A 20344-nucleotide genomic window follows, 5' to 3' on the forward strand; every position below is an offset into this window, starting at 1 on the left:
CCGACCCGATCACTGCTTTCACCCAAGGATTTTTCATGAACCGCCTGCTCCCCATCGTTGCCGCCGCGCTGCTCGCCACGGGCGTCGCCGCATCGGCCCAGACCCTGTCCATCGGCTTCGCCGACCCGGTCTCCTCGGTCGACCCGCAGCTCAACAACCACGCGGGCGACCGCTCGCTGGCGCTGCATTTCTGGGACTCCATCGTCAACTCGCGCGACGGCGGCAAGCTGGAGCCCGCGCTTGCCGCGAGCTGGAAGACGCTGGACGACAAGACCTGGGAATTCAAGCTGCGCACCGACATCAAGTGGCAGGACGGCACGCCGTTCACGGCCGAGGACATCGTGTATTCCTTCCAGCGCGCGCGCAACGTGCCGGGCAGCGTGGCCTCGTACTCGGGCGCGCTGCGCACGGTCGAGTCGGCCACGGCCAAGGACGCGGCCACGGTCATCATCAAGACCAACACGCCCAACCCGATGCTGCCGCTGGAGATCGCATCGATCTACATCGTGAGCAAGCACGTGGGCGAGAAGTCGAAGACCGAGGACTACAACGCGGGCCGCGCGGTGGTCGGCACCGGCCCGTACAAGTTCGTCTCGTACGTGCCGGGCGACCGCACCGTGTTCGAGCGCAACCCCGGCTACTACGGCCCCAAGCCCGCGTGGGAGAAGGTGAACTACCGCTTCATCAACAACGGCGCGGCGCGCACCGCGGCGCTGCTGGCCGGCGACGTGGACGTGATCGACAAGGTGGCCGTGACCGATGTCGAGAAGCTGCGCAAGGACCCGAAGGTCAGCGTGTACACCTACCCCGGCCTGCGCGTGCTGCTGCTGCAGCCCAGCTTCAAGCCCGGGGCCAACGAGTTCATTACCGACAACGCCGGCAAGCCGCTGGAGAAGAACCCGCTGCTCGACCTGAAGGTGCGCCAGGCGCTGTCGCTCGCCATCAACCGCAAGGCCATCGTCGACCGCGTGCTGCAGGGCACCGTCACCGAGGCCAACCAGTGGATGCCCAAGGGCAGCTTCGGCTACAACCCCGACGTCAAGGACATCGCCTACAACCCCGAGCAGGCGAAGAAGCTGCTGGCCGAGGCCGGCTTTCCGCAGGGCTTCCAGATCGCGATCCACGTGCCGGGCGACCGCTACCCGCAGGCGCCCGAGACGGTGCAGGCCGTGGCGCAGTTCTGGAGCCGCATCGGCGTGAAGACCAAGGTCGAGGTGGTGCCGTGGGCCGTGTACTCGAGCCGCGCCAACAAGAACGACTTCGCCGTCAGCGTGATCGCCTGGGGCAACGGCACGGGCGAGGCCGGCTACGGCCTGCTGCAGACCCTGACCACGCCCGACGCCAAGCGCGGCCGCGGCTCCAACAACTGGGGCCGCTACAGCAACGAGTCGGTCGACAAGGCGCTGGACGCCGCCACGGTCGAGTTCGACGCCAAGCGCCGCGAAACCATCTTTCGCCACGCCGCCAAGCTGGTGACCGACGACGTCGGCCAGATCCCGCTGTACCACTACCAGAACATCTGGGCCGCGAAGAAGGGCCTGAAGGTCGAGCCGCTCCTGAGCGACCGCACGACGGCCATGCAGGTCACCCGGCTCAAGTGAGGGCGCGCGCATGCTGAGCATCACGCCGCAGGACGCGCTGATCGACGTGCCGCGCCGCATCGCGGTGAACGGGCTGGCGCCGGGCGAGCAGGTCGAGATCGCCAGTTGCACCGTGCGCGGCGCGGGCGTGCCGTGGCGCGCGTCGGCGCGCTTCGTGGCCGATGCGCAGGGCACGGTCGACCTGCAACGCGACGCGCCGCTCTCGGGTAGCTACGAGGGCAGTTACGTAGGCAGCTACGAAGGCGTGTCGCCGATGGGGCTGGTGTGGTCGCAGGTGCCGGACACGCAAGGCGCCCGCGAGCAGTTCGGCGCCGAGCCGGGCGCCGCGCTGCGCACCGACATCACGGTGCGCCGCGGCGGCAAAGTGGGCGAAGCAGGCGAACTGCAGGGCGGCTTCGTGCAGCGCCTGGCCGCGGAAGGCGTCACGCGCCGCGAGGTGCGCGAAGAAGGCCTGGTCGGCACGCTGTACCTGCCGGCGGGGCCGGGGCCGCACCCGGCCGTGTTGATCCTCAACGGCTCGGGCGGCGGCATCAACGAGCCGCGCGCGGCGCTGTATGCCTCGCACGGCTACGCGGCCTTCGCGCTCGCGTACTTCAAGGCGCCGGGCCTGTCGGACTACATCTCGAACACGCCGCTCGAATACTTCGAGACCGCGCTCGCCTGGCTGCACCGCACGGTGAAGCCGGCGCAGGGCTTCGTCGCGCTCAGCGGCCAGTCGCGCGGCGGCGAGCTGGTGCTGCTGCTGGGCACGCTGTTTCCCGAATCGGTGTCGGCCGTGGTCGGCTACGTGCCCGGCGCGGTGGTGCATTGCGCGCAGAACGCGTGCGACCCGGCGCTGGGGCGCGAAGGCCCGGCCTGGCTTTTTCGCGGGCAGCCGCTGCCCCATGTGTGGGAGCGCAACCGCACCGCCACCTGGGCGCCGTGGGACGAAGGCCCCGAGCCGCGCCGCCATGCCGATGCGCTGTTGACGGCGCTGCAAGACCCCGAGGCCGTGGAGCGCGCGCGCATCCGGGTCGAGCGCATCCGCGGCCCGGTGATGCTGCTGTCGGCCACCGACGACGGCTCGTGGCCGTCCAGCCTCTACAGCCGCATGGTGACCGAGCGCCTGGCGCAGTTCGCGCACCCGCATGCGGTGGCGCACCTCGACTTCGAGGGCGCGGGCCATTCCATCCTGTTCCCCTACGTGCCGACCACGCAGCTCGGCTATGCGCACCCGGTGTCGGGCCGGCGCAGCACCTCGGGCGGCACGCCCGCGAACAACGCGCATGCCGACGAGGCTTCGTGGCAGGGCGTGCTGCGCTTCCTGCAGCAGGCCGTGGCCGCGCGCAACGCACCTTCCGGAGACACACCCCAATGACTGATTCCACCCTTTCCTTCGACCTCGTCGATGCCAGCGTGCCGCTGGCCGCCGGCAGCGCCGCCCATGCGGTGCGCCACCAGCGCGACAAGGTGGTGGCCGCCACGCAAGGCAGCTACGAAGCGCTGTTCGACGCGGCCTTGTCGGGCCCGCCGCTGGCCGAGCGCCTGCTGGCCGCGCTGGCCATTGCGCGCAGCGCCGGCAGCACCGCGCTGCAGGCGCACTACCGCGCGCGGCTCGACGCGCTGGCGCCCCTGAGCCCCCTGAGCATGGAGCAGCAGGCCGCCGCCGACGGCGCGCCGGTGGAAGCGCTGGCCGGCGATGCGCGCCTGCAGGCCGTGCTCGCGTTCACGCGCACGCTGACCGACCGGCCCGTGGAGGGCGACCGCGAGGCGCTGCTGAAGCTGCCCGCCGCCGGCCTGTCGACGCCCGAGGTGGTGGCGCTGGCGCAGCTGATCGCCTTCGTGGCCTACCAGGTGCGCGTGGTCGCGGGCCTGCAGGCGCTGGCCGCGCTCGGCAGCGACGGCGCGGCGCCGGCGGTGCAAGACCCGGCCGCGCCCTTCGTGCACCCGGCCAACCTGCCGCCGCCGGGCGAGCCGCTGCGCATTGCCGGCTACACCAGCGAAACGCTGGGCTGGAAGGCCTGGCTCCCGGTGATCGACCTGGCCCAGGCCACGCCCGAACAGGTGCGCGTGCTGGACACCAGCCACCCGAAGGCGCGCACCTCCGACTACTACCTGCTGCTGGTGCACCAGCCGCGCATCCTGCAGGAGCGCGCCACGGTGTTCAACGCCATCATGTACGCGCCGGGCGGGCTGTCGCGCGCCGAGCGCGAGCTGGCGAGCGCGGTGGTCTCGCGCGTGAACGGCTGCGTGTACTGCGCCTCGGTGCACGCGCAGCGCTTCGAGCAGCTGGCGCGGCGCAACGACGTGATCGCGCAGGTCTTCACCGACCCGCACACCGCCGGCACCACGGTGCGCGAGCGCGCCATCGTGCAGCTGTCGATCGCGCTCACGCGCGAGCCGGCCAGCCTGGGCGCGCAGCAGCTCCAGGCGGCGCGCGCGGCGGGGCTCGGCGACCTGGAGATCCTCGACGCCATCCATGCGGTGGCGATCTTTGCCTGGGCCAACCGGCTGATGCTGAACCTGGGCGAGCCGGTGTACGCGGCGGGCCGCGCTTAGACGCTTTTCAACTATCGATGCCGGAACTCGGTCGTTCCGCATCGGCATGCGCGGCGCAAGAATCCGGGCCTCATCCAGTCACACACCCGGGCCCCGCATGACCATCCAAGCCATCAACGTTCGCAACCAGTTCAAGGGCAAGGTGCACGCCATCCACCGCGGTGACGTGCTGTCGGAGGTCGACGTGGAAACCGCGTGGGGCATCGTGTCTTCCGCGATCACCACGCGCTCCGTCGACGAGCTGCAGCTGAAGGTGGGCTCCGACGTGATCGCGCTGGTCAAGGCGACCGAAGTGTCGATCGCCAAGCTCTGAGGCACATGCAAGCCGGCAACCGGGCACGGTTCTTTTTGCTGTTGCGCTCCTTGGTCTCCTCGGTCTGCGTGTTCTCCGGCCCCTTCGCCCGCGCGGGGCACCCATGAGCGGCACGCTTGTGGAGAGCTTCGGCCTGGCGCTGCGCCAGCTGCGCACCGAGCGCGACCTGTCGCAGGAGCAACTGGCCGCGCTGTCGGACCTGAACCGCTCCTACCTCGGAGAAATCGAAAGGGCGAAGGTGATCGCCTCGCTCGCCACGGTGCACAAGCTCGCGCAGGCGCTCGGGCTGAGCGTGACGGGCGTGTTCCTTCGCTGCGAGCAGATCGAGCAGCAGCGGGTGATACGGCGCATCGACCTGACGTCGTTCAGCCGATAGGGCGGATGCGCATTCGCCGGCCGGATGCGGCTGGCGACCAAGATTCGTCCGTCCCCCTGAAAACCCCCATGGCTGCGCATTGCCGCGGCGCCCGTGAAACCCCATACTGGGTTCCCACGTCGCGTTTCACCGGAGCCTCCCATGAGCAACGAACTGCGCAAGAAGCTGCATGACCTGGCCGAACTCTGCGAGAACGCCCCCGACCCGCAGACCCGGGCCATCATCGAGGCCATCCGGCTGCAGACCGCGGTGCTGAACGAGCGGCTGTTCTCCATCGAGCTGCAGCTGGGCGTGCTCACCAAGCGGCTGGAAAACACCCCGGAAAGCACGGCGGGCTGAGGGGGCCGCGCTTTGTAGGGATAATCCCCGCCATGAGCGGCAACACCTTCGGAACACTCTTCGCGGTCACCAATTTCGGCGAGTCGCACGGCCCGGCCATCGGCTGCGTCATCGACGGCTGCCCCCCGGGCATGGCACTGAGCGAGGCCGACATCCAGGGCGACCTCGACCGTCGCCGTCCCGGCACCAGCCGCCACGTCACCCAGCGCAACGAACCCGACGCGGTGCAGATCCTGTCCGGCGTGTACGAGGGCAAGACCACCGGCACCCCCATTGCGCTGCTGATCCAGAACACCGACCAGCGCAGCAAGGACTACGGGCAGATCGCCCAGCAGTTCCGCCCCGGCCACGCCGACTTCACCTACTGGAAGAAATACGGCATTCGCGATCCGCGCGGCGGCGGGCGCTCTTCGGCGCGGCTCACCGCGCCCATGGTCGCGGCCGGCGCGGTCGCCAAGAAGTGGCTGGCCGAAAAGCACGGCATGGTGTTTCGCGGCTGCATGACGCAGGTCGGCGAAATCGCCATTCCCTTCGAGAGCTGGGAGCATGTTCCCAACAACCCCTTCTTCGCCCCCATCGCCGACGTGAGCGCGCTGGAAGACTACATGGACCGCCTGCGCAAGGCCGGCGACTCGTGCGGCGCGCGCCTGCGCGTTACCGCCACCAACGTGCCCGTGGGCCTGGGCGAGCCGCTGTTCGACAAGCTCGACGCCGAGATCGCCTACGCCATGATGGGCATCAACGCGGTGAAGGCGGTGGAAATCGGCGCCGGGTTCGACAGCGTCACCCAGCGCGGCACCACGCACGGCGACTCCATCACGCCCACCGGCTTCGCCACCAACAACGCCGGCGGCATTTTGGGCGGCATCAGCTCGGGGCAAGACCTCGAGGTGAGCATCGCCATCAAGCCGACCAGCTCGATCATCAGCCCGCGCCAGTCCATCGACGTGAACAACAACCCCGTCGAGGTGGTCACCAAGGGCCGCCACGACCCGTGTGTGGGCATTCGCGCCACGCCCATCGCCGAGGCCATGCTGGCGCTGGTGGTCATGGAGCATGTGCTGCGCAACCGCGCGCAGTGCGGCGACGTGCACCAGGCCGCCGCCGAGCGCAGCGAAGCCACGTCGCCCCAGGCGTCCTTCCTGTAGTGTCCGCGCCGCCGACAGTGGCCGCTGCCGCCGGGCGGGGCCACCTGCTGGCGTTTGCAGGCCTGTCGGCCAGCTATTTCGCGCACATCGGTTTCTTCAACCCCTACCTGCCGCTGTGGCTCAAGGAGCTGGGGCTGCCGATCTTCACCATCAGCCTGCTGGCGTCGGTGCAATCGATCACCCGGGTGTTCGCGCCCTACGCCTGGGGCGCCCTCAGCGACCACACCGGCCAGCGCGTGAAGCTGCTGCGCTTCAGCGCCGCCGTGGCGCTGGCGAGCTCCTTCGGCCTGTGGTGGCACGGCGGCGCGTGGTGGCTGGCGCTGGTGCTGCTGGTCATGTTCACCCACACCAGCTCGATGATGTCGCTCACCGAGGCGGCCATGGCCCAGCTGGTGGCCGGCGACTGGGGCCGCTACGGGCGCATTCGCCTGTGCGGCTCGGCCGGCTTCCTGCTCACCGTGTTCGTCGCGGGCGAGTGGTTCGAGCGCTTCGGCATGAAGCACTTTCCCGCGTGGGCCGCGGGCACGCTGGCCATCGTGCTGCTCGCCACCCTGAAGCTGCCCGACGTGCGCGAGCCGCCCGCCGCGCACGGCAGCGTCAAGGAGCCCATCGGCCCGGTGCTGCGCAACCCGGCGGTGCGGTGGTTTTTCGCGGCGCTGTTCTTCCAGGTGATGTCGCACTTCTCGGTGTACGCGTTCTTCTCGCTGTACCTCGACTCCATCGGCTACAGCAAGAGCACCATCGGCCTGCTGTGGGCGCTGTCGGTGGTGGCGGAAATCGTGTGGTTCTTCCTGCAGGGCCGGCTCATCGGCCTGATGCCGATGCCGCGCTGGATGCTGGTGTGCGGCATCGCGGCCGTCGCGCGGCTGGGGCTCACCGCCGGGCTGGGCGGCTGGATTGCCGCGCTCATCGTCGCGCAGTGGCTGCACGCGCTGAGCTTCGCGGCGCACCACACCACCTGCATCGCCGTGGTGTCGCGCCGCTTCCCGGGCCATTTGCGCGGGCGCGGGCAGGCGCTGTTCACGGTGATCGGCTACGGCTTCGGCGGCGTGCTGGGCGTGCTGCTGGGCGGGGCCGTGGCGCAAGAGTTCGGGTACCGGACGATGTTCGCCGCGGCGGCGTTGCTGGCGGTGGCGGGGAGCTTGTGCGCGTGGCGGGTGGTGAGGCTGGAGCCGATGGAGCGGCCCAGGCAGGGCTGATCGGCGCTACCGCGCCGGCACGGCCTCCTCAGAAAAGCCGATAACCCAGCATCGCGACCACCGCCGCCAGCATGTGTGCCGGGCCAGTCGGCACGGAGCGCTTGTGATGCGCGCCGCGCAGTGCGAACACGATCGCCATCAACAGCGATGCCACGACGAACGCCGCATAGATCGTGGGCAGCGCGGCCCAGCCGAACCAGGCGCCGGCCACTGCAAAGGCCTTGAGGTCACCATAGCCCACGATGTCGCGGCCGGTGTTCGAGCGCACTGCCACTGTCACCAGCCATGGCGCGAGGTACCCCGACACAGCGCCGAGCACGTTGTCGGAAGCCGACCCCGTGGACGCGCGATAGAGCAGCCCCAGCCACAGTAACGCGAGCACGATCCGGTCCGGAAGCAGTTCATGTCGAACGTTTATCGCAGTCAGCAGGATCCATCCGAGCAGCAGCACGCACAGCATCGCGGTGTCGAGCGACGCGCCCCGCGCAAACGCGAGGCCGACACATGCCAACGCCGCACCGACGACGATGGCGAACTTGCTTGCCTTCGAGATGTCGAGTTCCGACGTGTCGCGCAGAAAGGGCTGGTAGTTCTGGTGCTCGCTGGCCCACGCTCTGTGCATGTCGAGCGGAATGCGCCGGATCCATGGCAACAGCGCAAAGGCTGCGAGTGCGCCGCCGCCGAGGGCGTAGGCCACGAGGGGTCCGATGTTCAATGGCAGGGACAAAATTCAATCTCCGACGAGGATGCGCAGCGATGTTCGCCGCAGCGGGCGCCAGCTCGTAAAAGTGGGAGCGAGGGCGATCATTGGTTTTTCGGGCGCAAGGCCAACACCATGTGGGGAGGCACCTTGCCCTGATCGGGCAACGGCAGGTAGTCGGTCTTGAGAATGCCGCGCAACGCCGCCTGATCCCATTCGGGCATGCCGCTCGACTTGGACAGGCGAGCGCCGGTGATGGCGCCATCGGGTGCGAGGTCGACCGTGTACTCGACCACCGGGTTGCCTGCCACGTTCGCCGTGAAGACGATATGGGAGCGCACCTTGGCGGCAATCCGGTCGCCCCAACTGGCTTGCGCGGTAGGTGGCTGCGCCATCGCGCGAGGGGCCGATGCCTGTGCCGCCGATGGCTCGGGCTTGAAGGACGCGGTACCTTCGCTCAGCACGAAGTTGATCGGCGCCAGGTACCAGACAGCACCGGTCTTGCCGGTCTTCTCACGGGGAATGACGAGCCGCGCGGCCTTGACCGCGTCGACAGCCGCAGCGTCCAGCCGCTCGTAGCCCGAACTCTGTGCAACGCGAATTCCCCGGACGGTGCCGTCGCTGTCGGGCAGCACCTTCACGAGGACCCTTCCTTGTTCACCCAGCCGCTTCGACAACGCCGGGTACACCGGGCGCGGTGCCACGCTGTATTCGGCCGTGGGTACGTCGGACGTCGCGATGCTGGCGCGGGGCGGTGGCGCGGGTGGCACGGGTGAAGCCGTTGGCGCAGCCGGTGCGAAGGTTGGTGATGTGGGCGACGTCGGGATGAGCGTGGCCGGCGGCCGGGCCGTCTGCGAAACGAGCGGCTCCGAGACCGGCATCCTCCCGCCCTGCCACTTGAGATATGACTGCAGCAGCACAAAGAGCAGCAGGCCCACGCAGAAGATCACGAACCAGGCCACCAGCTGGGAGGGCTTCAACGGCGTGCGCGGCGCGGCGGTCGCAGACGCGGCGCCACGAGGGCTCAGGCGGAATGTTGAACTCGCCGCCCTGGCATCGATCTGCCGCCACGCCGCGATGTTGTCGGTCTTCGACGTCAACCGCACCCAGTTGGGAAAGAGCCCCGCCGCTTGCAGCACATGGTCGAGGCCCAGCGCCACGGCTTCCTCGCCGGGGTTGGCGCGTTTGCGCAGCAGGTCGAGGTACTTCAGCTGCGGTTCCCGGTGCGCGGGTGGCAGGTCGGCATGGGCGTGTTGCTCGACGATGGCGGCGTCGACCACGTGGCCCGCCTTGCCCAGCCGCTGCAGCCGGGCGGAGTCCTTGCGCCATTCGAAAACCTCCGCGGCCGCCTCGAACAGGTGCTCGTGCCCCGCCTGCCAGCCGCTGGCCAGGATGTGCGCGACGTTGGCTTCGAAGAGGAAGCGGGCGTCCATGTCGAGCAGGCGTTCATCTTCCAGCGCGGCACCAAGCAGCATCGCAGCGTCGTCGATCGACAGGGGCGGACGCTCGGTGAGGCGGTCGGCGAACGCCACGATCGCCGCGTGTGCGTTTTCGTGGGGCGAGACGGGTCGGGGTGCTTCGGTTGGGGGCTGCGTCGCCGCATCGGCACGGTCGACCTGCGCGGCGGGCTCCGACGGTGCGTCTTGCTCGGCGGGCCTTTCCTGAACTTCCTGTGGCTGCGGCAGCTCCTGCAAGGCAGGTGCAGGTGCAGGTGCAGCCCCGGATGCATCGGCCGGCGGCCTGTGGCGCGCCCAGGCCAGCGCGGCTTCGTAGGTTTCGCGCAGCCGCTGGAAGGCGGCCGCTTCGGTTTCCTGGTCGATCTTCTTCAGTTCGGAGGCGTAGGCCCGCCGAACGGCGCGCTCGTCGGCGTCGGGACGCAGGCCCAACGCGAGCAGGAAGCCCGGTACATCGTTCATCGGCGCCGTCGCTTTCGGTCAGTCCGCCAGATGGCTGTCGCGCTCGATGTGGTCCAGCTGCTCCTGGAACCGGCGGTGCGCCGGTGCGATGAGCCGCTTGTCCTGCGTGGCCAGCACGCGTTCGAACTCCGTGATGCAGACGCCCAGCCATTCGCGCAGTTCGCCGCGCAGCTGTTGGTAGACGCGCTCGCCGCGCGCGAGCAGCGTGCGGTTTTCGATGCGGTCGCGCGGATGGATCTTGAGTTCGCCCAGTGCCTGCAGCCGCTGCTTGATCTCCGCGTCGCTCAGCAGCCCGGGGTTGCCCTCGATCAGCAGGCCGAAGGTCTGCTGCGTCTTCTGCACTGTCGCCTCTACCTGCAGCAGGCCGTTGACGTCGTAGGTGAAGCGCACCTCGACCACCGACTCCTGAATGGGCCCGGGCGGCAACGGCACCTCGAGGTTGCCCAGGTGCACGTTGTCGCGCACCATGCGCGACTCGCCCTGGAACACCTGGAGCTGGATGGCCGCTTGACCGTCGGCGCCGGGAATGTATGTCTTCGAGCGACTGACCGGAACCGTGCTGTTGCGCTCGATGATGGGGTCGAAGTGCCCATGCGACGACGCGTTGCTGCCCAGCCGGTGGCTCACCGCGACGCCGAGCGAGTACGGCGCGACGTCGGTCATCACCACTTCCTTCAGCGCCGCGTCCTTCGCCTTGAGGCCTGCCTGCACGGCCGCGCCCAGCGCGACGACTTCGTCGGGGTTGAAGTCGATGGACGGAAAGCGACCGAACATCGTGGTGGCCAATCGCCGCACCACCGGCATGCGGGTGGCACCGCCCGCGAGCACCACCGCGTCCAGTTCCGCCGCGCGCAGGTTGGCGTCGCGCAGTGCGCGCTCCACCGGCGCGCGCAGGCGCTTGAGCAGCGGTGCGCAGGCTTCCTCGAGCAGGGCTTCGTCGAGCGCGAGCCGGTGCTGGACGGCCTCGTGCGCGACGACGATCTCGGCGCCGGGGTGCAGGCTCAGCGCCTGCTTCGCCGCCTCGGTCTGCGCAGCCAGCCGCTGCATGAAATGCGCGTCGTTGCGCAGGCTCGCGGGCAGCGCGTTGCGCTCGAAGAAGAGGGTGATGAGCGACTCGACGAAGTCTTCCCCGCCGAGAAAGTTGTCCCCCGCCGATGCGCGCACTTCCATCACGCCGTCGAACATCTCGAGGATCGACACGTCGAAGGTGCCCCCGCCCAGGTCGAACACCAGGAAGCGCGTTTCGGCGCCCATGTTGTGCATGCCGTAGGCCAGTGCCGCGGCGGTAGGCTCGTTCAGCAGCCTCTCCACCTTCAGCCCCGCGAGTTCGCCCGCCGCGCGCGTGGCCTTGCGCTGCGCGTCCGAGAAGTAGGCCGGCACGGTGATGACGGCTTCATGAACAGGCTCGCCCAGCATGGCCTCGGCGTCGGCCTTCAGCGAGCGCAGCACCAGCGCCGAGAGTTCCTCGGGCCTGAACTCGCGCTTGCCCAGGCGCACCGTCTTGTTGCTGCCCATGTAGCGCTTGAAGACGGCGGCGGTGCGCCCGGGGTGGGTCTGCAACCGCTCCCTCGCGGCCTTGCCCACGAGCACCGTGTCGTCTTCGTCGATGCTGACGCACGAGGGCGTCAGATGCTCCCCCAGTCCATTGGGAACGAGTACGGACTTTCCGTCCCGCCACACGGCCACCAGGCTGTTGGTCGTGCCCAGGTCGATACCTACGATCATGCTCACCCCTTTGAGGTCCCTCTTTATGGGGCAGGATCGTATGCGAAGGACGAGGGCCCAGCGGCAGCGCCGGGCCTTGCGCGCGCTACTTTTTTTCGCGCTTCGCGGGTTTCACGACAGTGGTTTTGGCCTTGGCGCCCTTGCCTCCCTTGCCGCCCCCGTTTTCCTTCTCGAAGATCGCAAAGTACTCCGAAGCCAACCCTCGCAACGACCTTCCGATGTTCGCGTAGTCGTATTCATTGAGGTTCGCCAGCGACACCCGCCCCGACGCCTGCTTGCCCCCGAAGCCCCGCCCCGGCAGCAGCACGATGCTGGTCTCCTCGGCGATGCGGAAGAGCGCCTCGTTGGGCTCCAGCTTCGTCAATATCCATTGCCCGAAGCGCTCGCCGTGCATCTGCGTGGCAATGTCGTGCAGGTCGAGCAGGTGGTAGTAGCTCACCGAGTTCGGGTCGGCCGGCAGGGGCAGGCCGAGCTCGCGGTACAGGGCCTCCTTGCGGCGCGCGACGATGCGCTTCATCGATTTCTTGTAGCTCTCGGGCTCGTCCATCAGGCAGAACAGCGAGAACATCACCATCTGCGCCTGCACCGGCGTCGACAGGCCCGCGGTGTGGTTCAGCGCCACGGTGCGGCTGTCGGCCACCAGCCGGTCGATGAACTTCAGCTTGCGCGGCTCGGTGGTGATGGAGCTGTAGCGCGCGTCGAGTTCCTTGCGCTTGGCCTCGGGCAGCGCGGCGATCTGCCGGTCGAGGATGTTGTCCTCGTGCGTGGCCACCACACCCATGCGCCAGCCGGTGGCGCCGAAGTACTTCGAGAACGAATACACCAGGATGGTGTTCTGCGGGCAGACCGCGAACAGCGAGAGAAAGTTGTCCGCGAAGGTGCCGTACACGTCGTCCGTGAGGATGATGAGGTCGGGCCGCTGCTTCACGATGTCGGCGATGTAGCCCAGCACCTCGTCGCTGATCTTCACCGACGGCGGGTTGCTCGGGTTGCATAGGAAGAAGGCCTTCACCTTCGGGTCGAGCAGCTTCTGCAGCTCCTTCCTGGTGAACTGCCAGTTGTTCTCGGGCGGCGCGTCGATCAGCGCCTCGATCAGCTGGTAGTCGTTCAGGTGCGGGATCTCGATGTACGGCGTGAAGATGGGCATGCCCAGCGCAATGGTGTCGCCGGGCTGCAGCAGGTGGTTCTCGCGCAGGCTGTTGAACAGGTACGTCATGGCGGCGGTGCCGCCCTCGACCGCGTACATGTCGAACTTGCCCACGAAGGGGTGGGTGCCGATCATTTCCTGGTGGATGTACTGGCCCACGATGATCTCGCTCAGGCGCAGCATGCGGTCGGGCACCGGGTAGTTGCAGCCCAGTATGGCCTCGCACATCTCGTAGATGAAGTCGCCCGCCGACAGGCCGAGCTGGTCGCGCACGTAGGACACGGCGGCCTCGATGAAGCGCACGCCGGGCTGGCCCTGGTTGGCCTTGGTGAAGATCTCGAAGCGCGCCTCGATGCCCTCGCGCTGCGGGAAGCCGCCCACGCCCTCCATGTAGATGTACGAGCGCTCGCTCTCGGTCATGGCGAACAGCCCGAACTGGAAGAAGCCGTGCCGCGGCGTGGTCGCCAGGAAGTTGGGGTTGCCGCGCCCGGCGTTGAGCATGAGGCGGTCGCTTTGCCGGGCCACCTGGATGAGTGCGTCCTTGAGTTCGAAGGGGCTCAGGCCGCCGAGTTTCTTCACGTCGCTGAAATCCATGGAACGCTCCTTTAAAAGAAAAAATCGAGAGTGCGAAAGTGCTTTTGATGTGCTCAGACCAGCGCCACGATCAGCGGCCCCAGCAGCGTGAGGAACACGTTCGCCAGCGCATAGGTGATGGCGAAGGGCACGGTGGGCATGGAGTTCTCGGCCTTGTCCAGCACCTCGCCGAAGGCCGGGTTGGCGCTGCGCGAGCCGCTGAGCGCGCCCGCGAAGATGGCCGTGTTGGTGTAGCGCAGCACATAGCGCCCGAACAGCATGGTGAGCAGCATCGGCACGATGGTCACGACCACGCCCACGCCGAAGATGGTCAACCCCAGCTGCTTGATGGTCTGCACCGCCTGCAGGCCCGAAGACAGGCCCACCACCACCACGAAGCCCGCCAGCCCCAGGTCCTTGAGCAGCTGCACGGCGCTGGTCGGCAGCGCGCCGAAGGTCTGCTTCTTGGCGCGGTACCAGCCGAACAGCAGGCCCGACAGCAGCGCGCCGCCGCCCGCGCCCAGGGTGAGCGGAATGCTGCCGATCTTCACACTCAGCAGGCCGACCAGCAGGCCCACCACCAGGCCCGCGCCCAGGTAGACGAAGTCGGTCTTGGCGCTGGGCACGATCACGTCGCCGATGACGGCGGCCACGCGCTTCACGTCCTGCTCGGCGCCGAAGATCGACACCAGGTCGCCGGCCTGCACCACGGTGTCGGGCTTCATGGGCAGCACCTGGCCCATGCGGCTGAGTTGCACCACGAAGATGCCGTGGCGCACGCCGCCGGCGGTGGCCTGGCGAATCTGCTCCACGGTCTTGCGGTCGAAGTCCTTGTTGGTCAGCACGATCTCGCGCTTCTGCATGGTGAGTTCCATGCCGTCGACCGCGTACACCTCCTTGCCCAGCAGCGGCGCGCTGGCCACCACGGCATCGCGCCGGCCCACGGCCAGCACGATGTCGCCCTGGCGCAGCAGCAGCTCGGGGCTCACCTCGATGAACTTGCCCTCGCGCTTCACGCGCTCGAGGGTGATGGTGGTGGCCGGGTTGGCGTTCTCGATGTCGGCCACGGTGCGCTTCGGATCGCCCGTGAGTTCATAGATGCGTCCCACCAGCGAGGGCGCCGCTTCTTCCTGGTCGGGCCCCAGCACCTTCACGCCGGCCTGCATGGCGGTCTCGGCCGCGATGGCGTCGTCGCGGATGGTGCGGCCCATGAACTTGGGCAGGATGTTCACGCACACGATGATGGCGCCGAACGAGCCGAACACATAGGTCACCGCATAGCCGATGGCCACGTTGGCCTGCAAGCGTGCCGTCTCGGCCGCCTCCAGCCCCAGCTTGCCGATGGCGTCGCCCGCCGTGCCGATGATGGCCGACTGCGTGAGCCCGCCCGCCGCCACGCCCGCGGCCAGGCCCTTGTCGAGCCCGCACAGCTTGGCCATGACCACCACCGTCGCCAGGCCGGTGACGGCCATCACTGCGGCAAGGATGATTTCCTTCACCGACTGCTTGCCGAGCGAGCTGAAGAACTGCGGCCCGCTCTCGAAGCCCACCGCGTAGATGAACAGGGCGAACAGCACCGCCTTCACGCCGGCGTCCACCTGCACGCCGACCTGGCTCACCAGCACGGCCACCAGCAACGAGCCGGCCACGCCGCCGAGCTGGAACTTGCCGAACTTGATCTTGCCGATCCAGTAGCCCACCGCCAGCGACAGGAAGAGCGCCATCTCCGGCGATTTCTTGAAGAGTTCGTGCAGCCATTCCATGGGTTGAGTCCTTTCAGGTTGCAGATCGATAAAAAACTAGTTCGCGTGGTGCGCCACCAACCCGGCCAACGCGACGATGAGCGGCCCCATCAGCGGCAGCACCACGTTCGAGATGGCATAGGTGATCGTGTAGCCCAGCAGCGGCGTGGCGTTGCCCGCCGCGTTCTGCACCGCGCTGAGCGCGGGCGTGCTGCACTGCTGCCCCGCGATGGCGCCCAGCAGCACGGGCGCCTCGAGCTTGAGCAGCCGGTGCCCCACGAACAGCGAGATGCTCGCCGGCACCACCGCAATGGCCACGCCCACCAGCGGCAGCGCAATGCCGAACTTCTTGATGAGCGACAGCGCCTGCGGCCCCGACGCCAGGCCCACGCAAGCAATGAACGTCGCCAGGCCCAGGTCCTTCATGAGCGCCAGCGCCTCGGGCGGCACGCTCAGGCGGTGCGGGTTCTTCGACTGGTACCAGCCGAAGAGCAGCCCCGTGACCAGCGCGCCGCCGCCCGTGCCCAGCGAGAACGGAATGCCGCCCAGCTTCAGGCTGAAGCCGCCGATGAACACGCCCAGCAGGATGCCCGCCGCCGCGTAGCTGATGTTGCTGTGCGTGGAAGCCACCACGCGGTCGCCGATGAGCGGCAGCGCGCGCGACACGTCGAGCACCGGGCCGTACAGCTTGAGCACGTCGCCGCGCTGCAGGGCCACGTCGTGCAGCAGCGGCATCGCGTTGCCGTCGCGCTGAAGGCCCACGATCTGCACGCCGGCCGGCAGCGGCGCGCCCAGCTCATGCAGCTGGCGGCCGTACCACTCGCGGCGGTTGACCACCACCTCGGTGGTCTCCACCACGGTGTCGAAGGCCGTGGTGTTCGCGAACTCGCGGCCCAGCAACTCGGCCACGTTCACCAGCATGCTGCGCCGCCCGATGGCCAGCACCTCGTCGAAGGCCTGCAGCCGCAGCGTGGGCGCCACCGACAGGCTCTGGCCGCGCCGCATCACACGCTCGATGCTGGCGTGCCCGCCGAAGATGGCCGCGAGCTCGCCCACGGTGCGCCCGCGCCCCACGGTCACCAGGAACACGCGCCCGACCATCTCGGGCGTGGCGGTGGCCGCGTCGGGTTCTTCACCGCCGCCGCCCATCGTCTTCCACAGTTTGTCGGCCTCGGCGCGCAGGTCCACGCGCAGCAGCAGCGGAAACACCTGGCTGGTGACGATCACGATGGCGATCAGCCCGAACACGTACGTGATGGAGTAGGCCGTGACCACGTTGGCCTGCAGCTGCTGGATGTCCGCGGCCGGCAGCGCCAGCTTGGAAATGGCGTCGGTCGCCGTGCCCACCACGGCCGACTCGGTGGCTGCGCCCGCCATCAGCCCGGCGGCCGTGCCCTGGTCGAGCGACAGGAACAGCGTGGCCGCGAGCACCAGCGCCAGCACCACCACCACCTCGACCAGGCACAGCAGGCCCAGGCGCAGGCCCTTGGCGTCGAGGTTGGCAAAGAACTGCGGGCCGCCCGCATAGCCGAGCGCGAAGATGAACAGCATGAAGAACACGTTCTTCACGCTGTCGTCCAGCCGGATGCCGAGCTGGCCCACGCACAGCGCGGCAATCAGCGTGCCGCAGATGCCGCCGAGCTGCACCGGGCCGAAACGAATCTGGCCGACCGAGTAGCCGACGGCCAGCACCAGGAACAAAGCGATTTCAGGCTGGCGCTGCAGCACCGCCGCTGCCCATTCACCCGTCACGTGCCATTCCTCTTCCTCAGATTTTTGATTTTTTTGGCTATTGCGCGCTCTGTAATTAGAGAGAACTTTTTTCTAAACCGTGGAATTAGCAGTTATTGGAATTGTTTCTTACGATAAACCAACATTTAAAAATCATTGTGAAAACATGCGACGGAAGGAAGGCGTGAGGCGCAATTTGCGAACGATGTTCCTATTGCCGCAATTCGAATTAGGAAATTTGTTTTAAGTTTTGCGGTGACATCAAATGCGGCCCGCGGTCACGCCGCCGTCCACCGGAAGCACCGTGCCCGTGATCCATTCGGCCTGGTTCGAAGCGAAGAACAGGATCGCCTTCGCCACGTCGGCAGGCTGCCCGTTGCGGCCCAGCGGGTGAAAGGCGTTGAAGCCCGGCAAGGTCTCGCGCACCTGGTCGTCGCTCATGAAGGTGTTGTAGACCGGGGTCTCGACCACTGCCGGCGCCACCGTGTTGATGCGGATCTTCAGCGGCGCGAGTTCGATCGCCAGGTTGCGGGTGAGCGCATGCACCCCGGCATTGGCAGCCGAATACGCCGCCGACGGCGTGGCGCCGATGGCCTGAATCGCCCATAGCGAGCCGGTCTGCACGATGGCACCGCTGCCGCGCTTTTGCATGGCGCGTGCCGCGGCCTGCGCCATGAAGAACTTGCCCTTCAGGATGGTGTCCAGGAACCAGTCGTACTCGGCGGCGTCGACTTCCAGAAACGGCTTGGGACGGAACACGCCGGCGTTGTTGACGAGGATGTCGAGGCCGCCGAAGGCCTGCACCGCCGCGTCGACCAGTTCCTGCGCTGTTGCTGGCTCTGCGATGTCGCCGGCGACCGTGCGCACGTGCTGGCCGCTTGCATCGATCTCGGCCGCTGCCTTGGCGAGCTTGGCGGCGTCGCGCCCGCCGATGACGACCGATGCGCCTTGCGCCACGAGTTGCCGCGCGGCTTCCTTGCCAATGCCAGAGCTTCCGCCCGTCACGATGGCGACCTTGGAAGAAAAACTATTCATGGGAGATGTCCTTGCTGAGTAAATCGGTTGCGATGGGACCGATTTTTCGCCTTGCCGTAAGGACCGGCAACTGAGAAGATCTTCTGGCAGCGAGAAGAATTTCTTTATCGGCCATGACCACCCCTGCCTATCTCAATGCGCTCCGGGCGTTCGAAGCCGCTGCGCGCCACCAGAGCTTTTCCGGCGCGGCTGAAGAGCTCAGCGTCACGCCCGCCGCCGTCGGCCAATTGGTGCGCAGCCTGGAGTCGTGGCTGGGCGCACCGCTGTTCACCCGCGCGAGCAGTGGCGCGGCGCGGCTCATGGCCACCGACGCGGCGCGGCGCGCGCTGCCCGACATCCGCGAGGGCTTCGACCGGCTCAACCTCGGCCTCGCGCGCCTCAAGGAAGCTTCTCCTCGGCGCACGCTGACCGTGACGATCAGCCCCGCCTTCGCGGCAAAGTGGCTGCTGCCCCGCATCGATCGCTTTCAGAGCCTGCATCCCGACACCGACCTGCTGCTGGACACCAACCTTCGGCCGATGGACTTCCTGGCCGACCGCATCGACATCGGCGTGCGCTACGGCGCGGGCACATGGCCCGGCCTCGCGGCGGTCAAGCTGATGGACGAGCAGGTGTTTCCGGTTTGCTCGCCCGCGCTGCAAGGCCTGCGAAAGCCTGCGGACCTGTCGCGCTTCACGTTGATCCATGACCTGTCGATGCCCGCGCGCTCGGGCTTTCCGACCTGGCGCCACTGGCTCGATGCGGCCGGGCAGGGGAGCGCGCCGACAACGCATGGCCTGCGCATCAACAACTCGGCCGCGGTGCTGCAGGCCGCCATCGACGGCATGGGCGTGGCATTGGCGCGCAGCGTGATGGTGCGCGACGATCTCGCGGCGGGGCGGCTGCTGCGTCCGTTCGGCGAGAAGAACGTGATGGCCGCGCTGGCGTACTACGCGGTGTACCGGCCCGAGACGCAGGACATGCCGCAGATCGCCGCGTTTCGCGACTGGTTGCTCCAGGAAGCGCCCGGCACCGCGTGACCGATCGCGACCGGCCCGCCGGACGCCTCCGCGCGTCGGATCGACCTCCGGGTTTTCGATAACTAAATCATCTTGATTTAGTCTGCCGCCTGCTCGATAGTCCCCCTGCGCCCGGACACCGAGCCTTCGATACCCCGGAAGGCCCGAGCGATCCGGTTCCAAAAAGACCGCAGGGCGCATCGCCGCCCGCCCAAGGAGACAAGACCATGCACAGCACCCGCTCCATCCTGGCCATGGCGGCCATGTCCCTCGCCGCGTCGGCCGCATCGACCGCGTTCATGCCCGCCTTCGCCGCCGACCAGCCCGTCATCGGCCTGGTCACCAAGACCGAGACCAACCCCTTCTTCGTGAAGATGAAGGAAGGCGCGCAGGAAGAAGCCAAGAAGCTCGGCGCCAAGCTGCTCTCGGGCGCAGGCAAGGCCGACGGCGACAACGCGGGCCAGATCACCGCGATGGAAAACATGATCGCGGCCGGGGCCAAGACCATCCTCATCACACCTAGCGACGCCAAGGCGATCGTGCCGGCCATCAAGAAGGCGCGCGACAAGGGCGTGATGGTGATCGCGCTCGACAGCCCGGCCGATCCGCCGGACGCGACCGACGCGCTCTTCGCCACCAACAACTACACGGCCGGCGTGCTGATCGGCGAGTACGCCAAGGCCGCCATGGCGGGCAAGCCCGCGAAGATCGTCGCGCTCGACCTGCTGCCGGGCCACCCGGTGGGCGCGCAGCGCCACAACGGCTTCATGAAGGGCTTCGGCCTGCCGGCCAACGAGGCGAAGTCGAACGAGCTGTCGAAGGCGCCCGAAATCGTCTGCATGGCCGACAGCTACGGCGACCAGGCCAAGGCGCAGACGGTGATGGAAAACTGCCTGCAGAAGGCGCCCGACGTGAACCTGGTCTACACCATCAACGAACCCGCCGCGGCCGGTGCCTACAACGCGCTGAAGCGCGCGGGCAAGGAGAAGGGCGTGCTCATCGTCTCGGTGGACGGCGGCTGCCAGGGCATCAAGGACACCAACGCCGGCATCATCGCCGCCACCTCGCAGCAGTACCCGCTGAAGATGGCCGCCATGGGCGTGGCCGCGGGCGTGGAGTTCGCCAAGACGGGCAAGAAGGCCTCGGGCTATGTCGACACCGGCGTGACCCTCATCGCGGGCAAGAGCGTGGCGGGCGTGGACAGCAAGGACACCAAGACCGGTGCCGAGCTGTGCTGGGGCAAGAAGTAGGCACCCGGCCCTT

General features: G+C 68.0%; 17 protein-coding genes. 10 read left to right on the forward strand and 7 right to left on the reverse strand.

The window, feature by feature from the left end:
- Positions 1–35 precede the first annotated feature (35 nt).
- The 8 genes from AB6807_RS19320 (at position 36) to AB6807_RS19355 (ending at position 7514) form a co-directional block, all read left to right on the forward strand.
- Complete coding sequence (locus AB6807_RS19320) at positions 36–1601, forward strand: ABC transporter substrate-binding protein (protein ID WP_371085806.1); 1566 nt, start codon at positions 36–38, stop codon at positions 1599–1601.
- A gap of 10 nt (positions 1602–1611) precedes the next feature.
- A complete protein-coding gene (locus AB6807_RS19325) occupies positions 1612–2958 on the forward strand; it encodes an acyl-CoA thioester hydrolase/BAAT C-terminal domain-containing protein (RefSeq protein ID WP_371085807.1) in 1347 nt (448 codons plus the stop codon).
- On the forward strand, positions 2955–4139 hold the full coding sequence (locus AB6807_RS19330; RefSeq protein WP_371085808.1) for a CMD domain-containing protein: 1185 nt from the start codon (positions 2955–2957) through the stop codon (positions 4137–4139). Before AB6807_RS19325 ends, AB6807_RS19330 begins: the two co-directional genes overlap by 4 nt.
- A gap of 97 nt (positions 4140–4236) precedes the next feature.
- On the forward strand, positions 4237–4452 hold the full coding sequence (locus AB6807_RS19335; protein WP_286514713.1) for a molybdopterin-binding protein: 216 nt from the start codon (positions 4237–4239) through the stop codon (positions 4450–4452).
- 103 nt (positions 4453–4555) lie between these two features.
- Complete coding sequence (locus AB6807_RS19340) at positions 4556–4828, forward strand: helix-turn-helix transcriptional regulator (RefSeq protein WP_116909747.1); 273 nt, start codon at positions 4556–4558, stop codon at positions 4826–4828.
- A gap of 141 nt (positions 4829–4969) precedes the next feature.
- Positions 4970–5167 carry a hypothetical protein gene (locus AB6807_RS19345; protein ID WP_116909746.1) on the forward strand — a complete coding sequence of 66 codons (198 nt, stop codon included), beginning with the start codon at positions 4970–4972 and terminating at the stop codon, positions 5165–5167.
- 32 nt (positions 5168–5199) lie between these two features.
- Positions 5200–6315, forward strand: coding sequence for a chorismate synthase (gene aroC / locus AB6807_RS19350; protein ID WP_116909745.1), 1116 nt, complete (start codon positions 5200–5202; stop codon positions 6313–6315).
- Between the two features lie 17 nt (positions 6316–6332).
- Positions 6333–7514: an MFS transporter gene (locus AB6807_RS19355; protein WP_371085810.1), complete on the forward strand. Its 1182-nt coding sequence runs from the start codon at positions 6333–6335 to the stop codon at positions 7512–7514.
- 28 nt (positions 7515–7542) lie between these two features.
- On the opposite strand, the gene AB6807_RS19360 is transcribed toward AB6807_RS19355, so the two are convergent.
- The 7 genes from AB6807_RS19360 to AB6807_RS19390 form a co-directional block, all read right to left on the reverse strand.
- On the reverse strand, positions 7543–8211 hold the full coding sequence (locus AB6807_RS19360) for a prepilin peptidase (protein ID WP_371085811.1): 669 nt from the start codon (positions 8209–8211) through the stop codon (positions 7543–7545).
- A gap of 107 nt (positions 8212–8318) precedes the next feature.
- Positions 8319–10130, reverse strand: a complete 1812-nt coding sequence (locus AB6807_RS19365; protein WP_371085812.1) for a TonB family protein — start codon at positions 10128–10130, stop codon at positions 8319–8321.
- 18 nt (positions 10131–10148) lie between these two features.
- Complete coding sequence (locus AB6807_RS19370; RefSeq protein WP_286514725.1) at positions 10149–11855, reverse strand: Hsp70 family protein; 1707 nt, start codon at positions 11853–11855, stop codon at positions 10149–10151.
- Between the two features lie 85 nt (positions 11856–11940).
- A complete protein-coding gene (locus AB6807_RS19375) occupies positions 11941–13596 on the reverse strand; it encodes a bifunctional aspartate transaminase/aspartate 4-decarboxylase (RefSeq protein WP_371085813.1) in 1656 nt (551 codons plus the stop codon).
- 53 nt (positions 13597–13649) lie between these two features.
- Complete coding sequence (gene aspT / locus AB6807_RS19380; protein WP_371085814.1) at positions 13650–15338, reverse strand: aspartate-alanine antiporter; 1689 nt, start codon at positions 15336–15338, stop codon at positions 13650–13652.
- Between the two features lie 36 nt (positions 15339–15374).
- Positions 15375–17069, reverse strand: a complete 1695-nt coding sequence (gene aspT / locus AB6807_RS19385; RefSeq protein ID WP_371085816.1) for an aspartate-alanine antiporter — start codon at positions 17067–17069, stop codon at positions 15375–15377.
- Positions 17070–17309: 240 nt separating this feature from the next.
- On the reverse strand, positions 17310–18083 hold the full coding sequence (locus tag AB6807_RS19390) for an SDR family NAD(P)-dependent oxidoreductase (RefSeq protein ID WP_371085818.1): 774 nt from the start codon (positions 18081–18083) through the stop codon (positions 17310–17312).
- A 113-nt stretch (positions 18084–18196) separates the two neighbouring features.
- Here AB6807_RS19390 and gcvA point away from each other — a divergent pair, with 113 nt between their 5' ends.
- On the forward strand, positions 18197–19102 hold the full coding sequence (gcvA, locus tag AB6807_RS19395) for a transcriptional regulator GcvA (protein ID WP_371085819.1): 906 nt from the start codon (positions 18197–18199) through the stop codon (positions 19100–19102).
- 206 nt (positions 19103–19308) lie between these two features.
- Complete coding sequence (locus AB6807_RS19400; RefSeq protein ID WP_286514734.1) at positions 19309–20331, forward strand: sugar ABC transporter substrate-binding protein; 1023 nt, start codon at positions 19309–19311, stop codon at positions 20329–20331.
- Positions 20332–20344 lie beyond the last annotated feature (13 nt).

This window comes from Variovorax sp. RCC_210 (assembly GCF_041355175.1).
Classification (GTDB): Bacteria; Pseudomonadota; Gammaproteobacteria; order Burkholderiales; family Burkholderiaceae_C; genus Variovorax.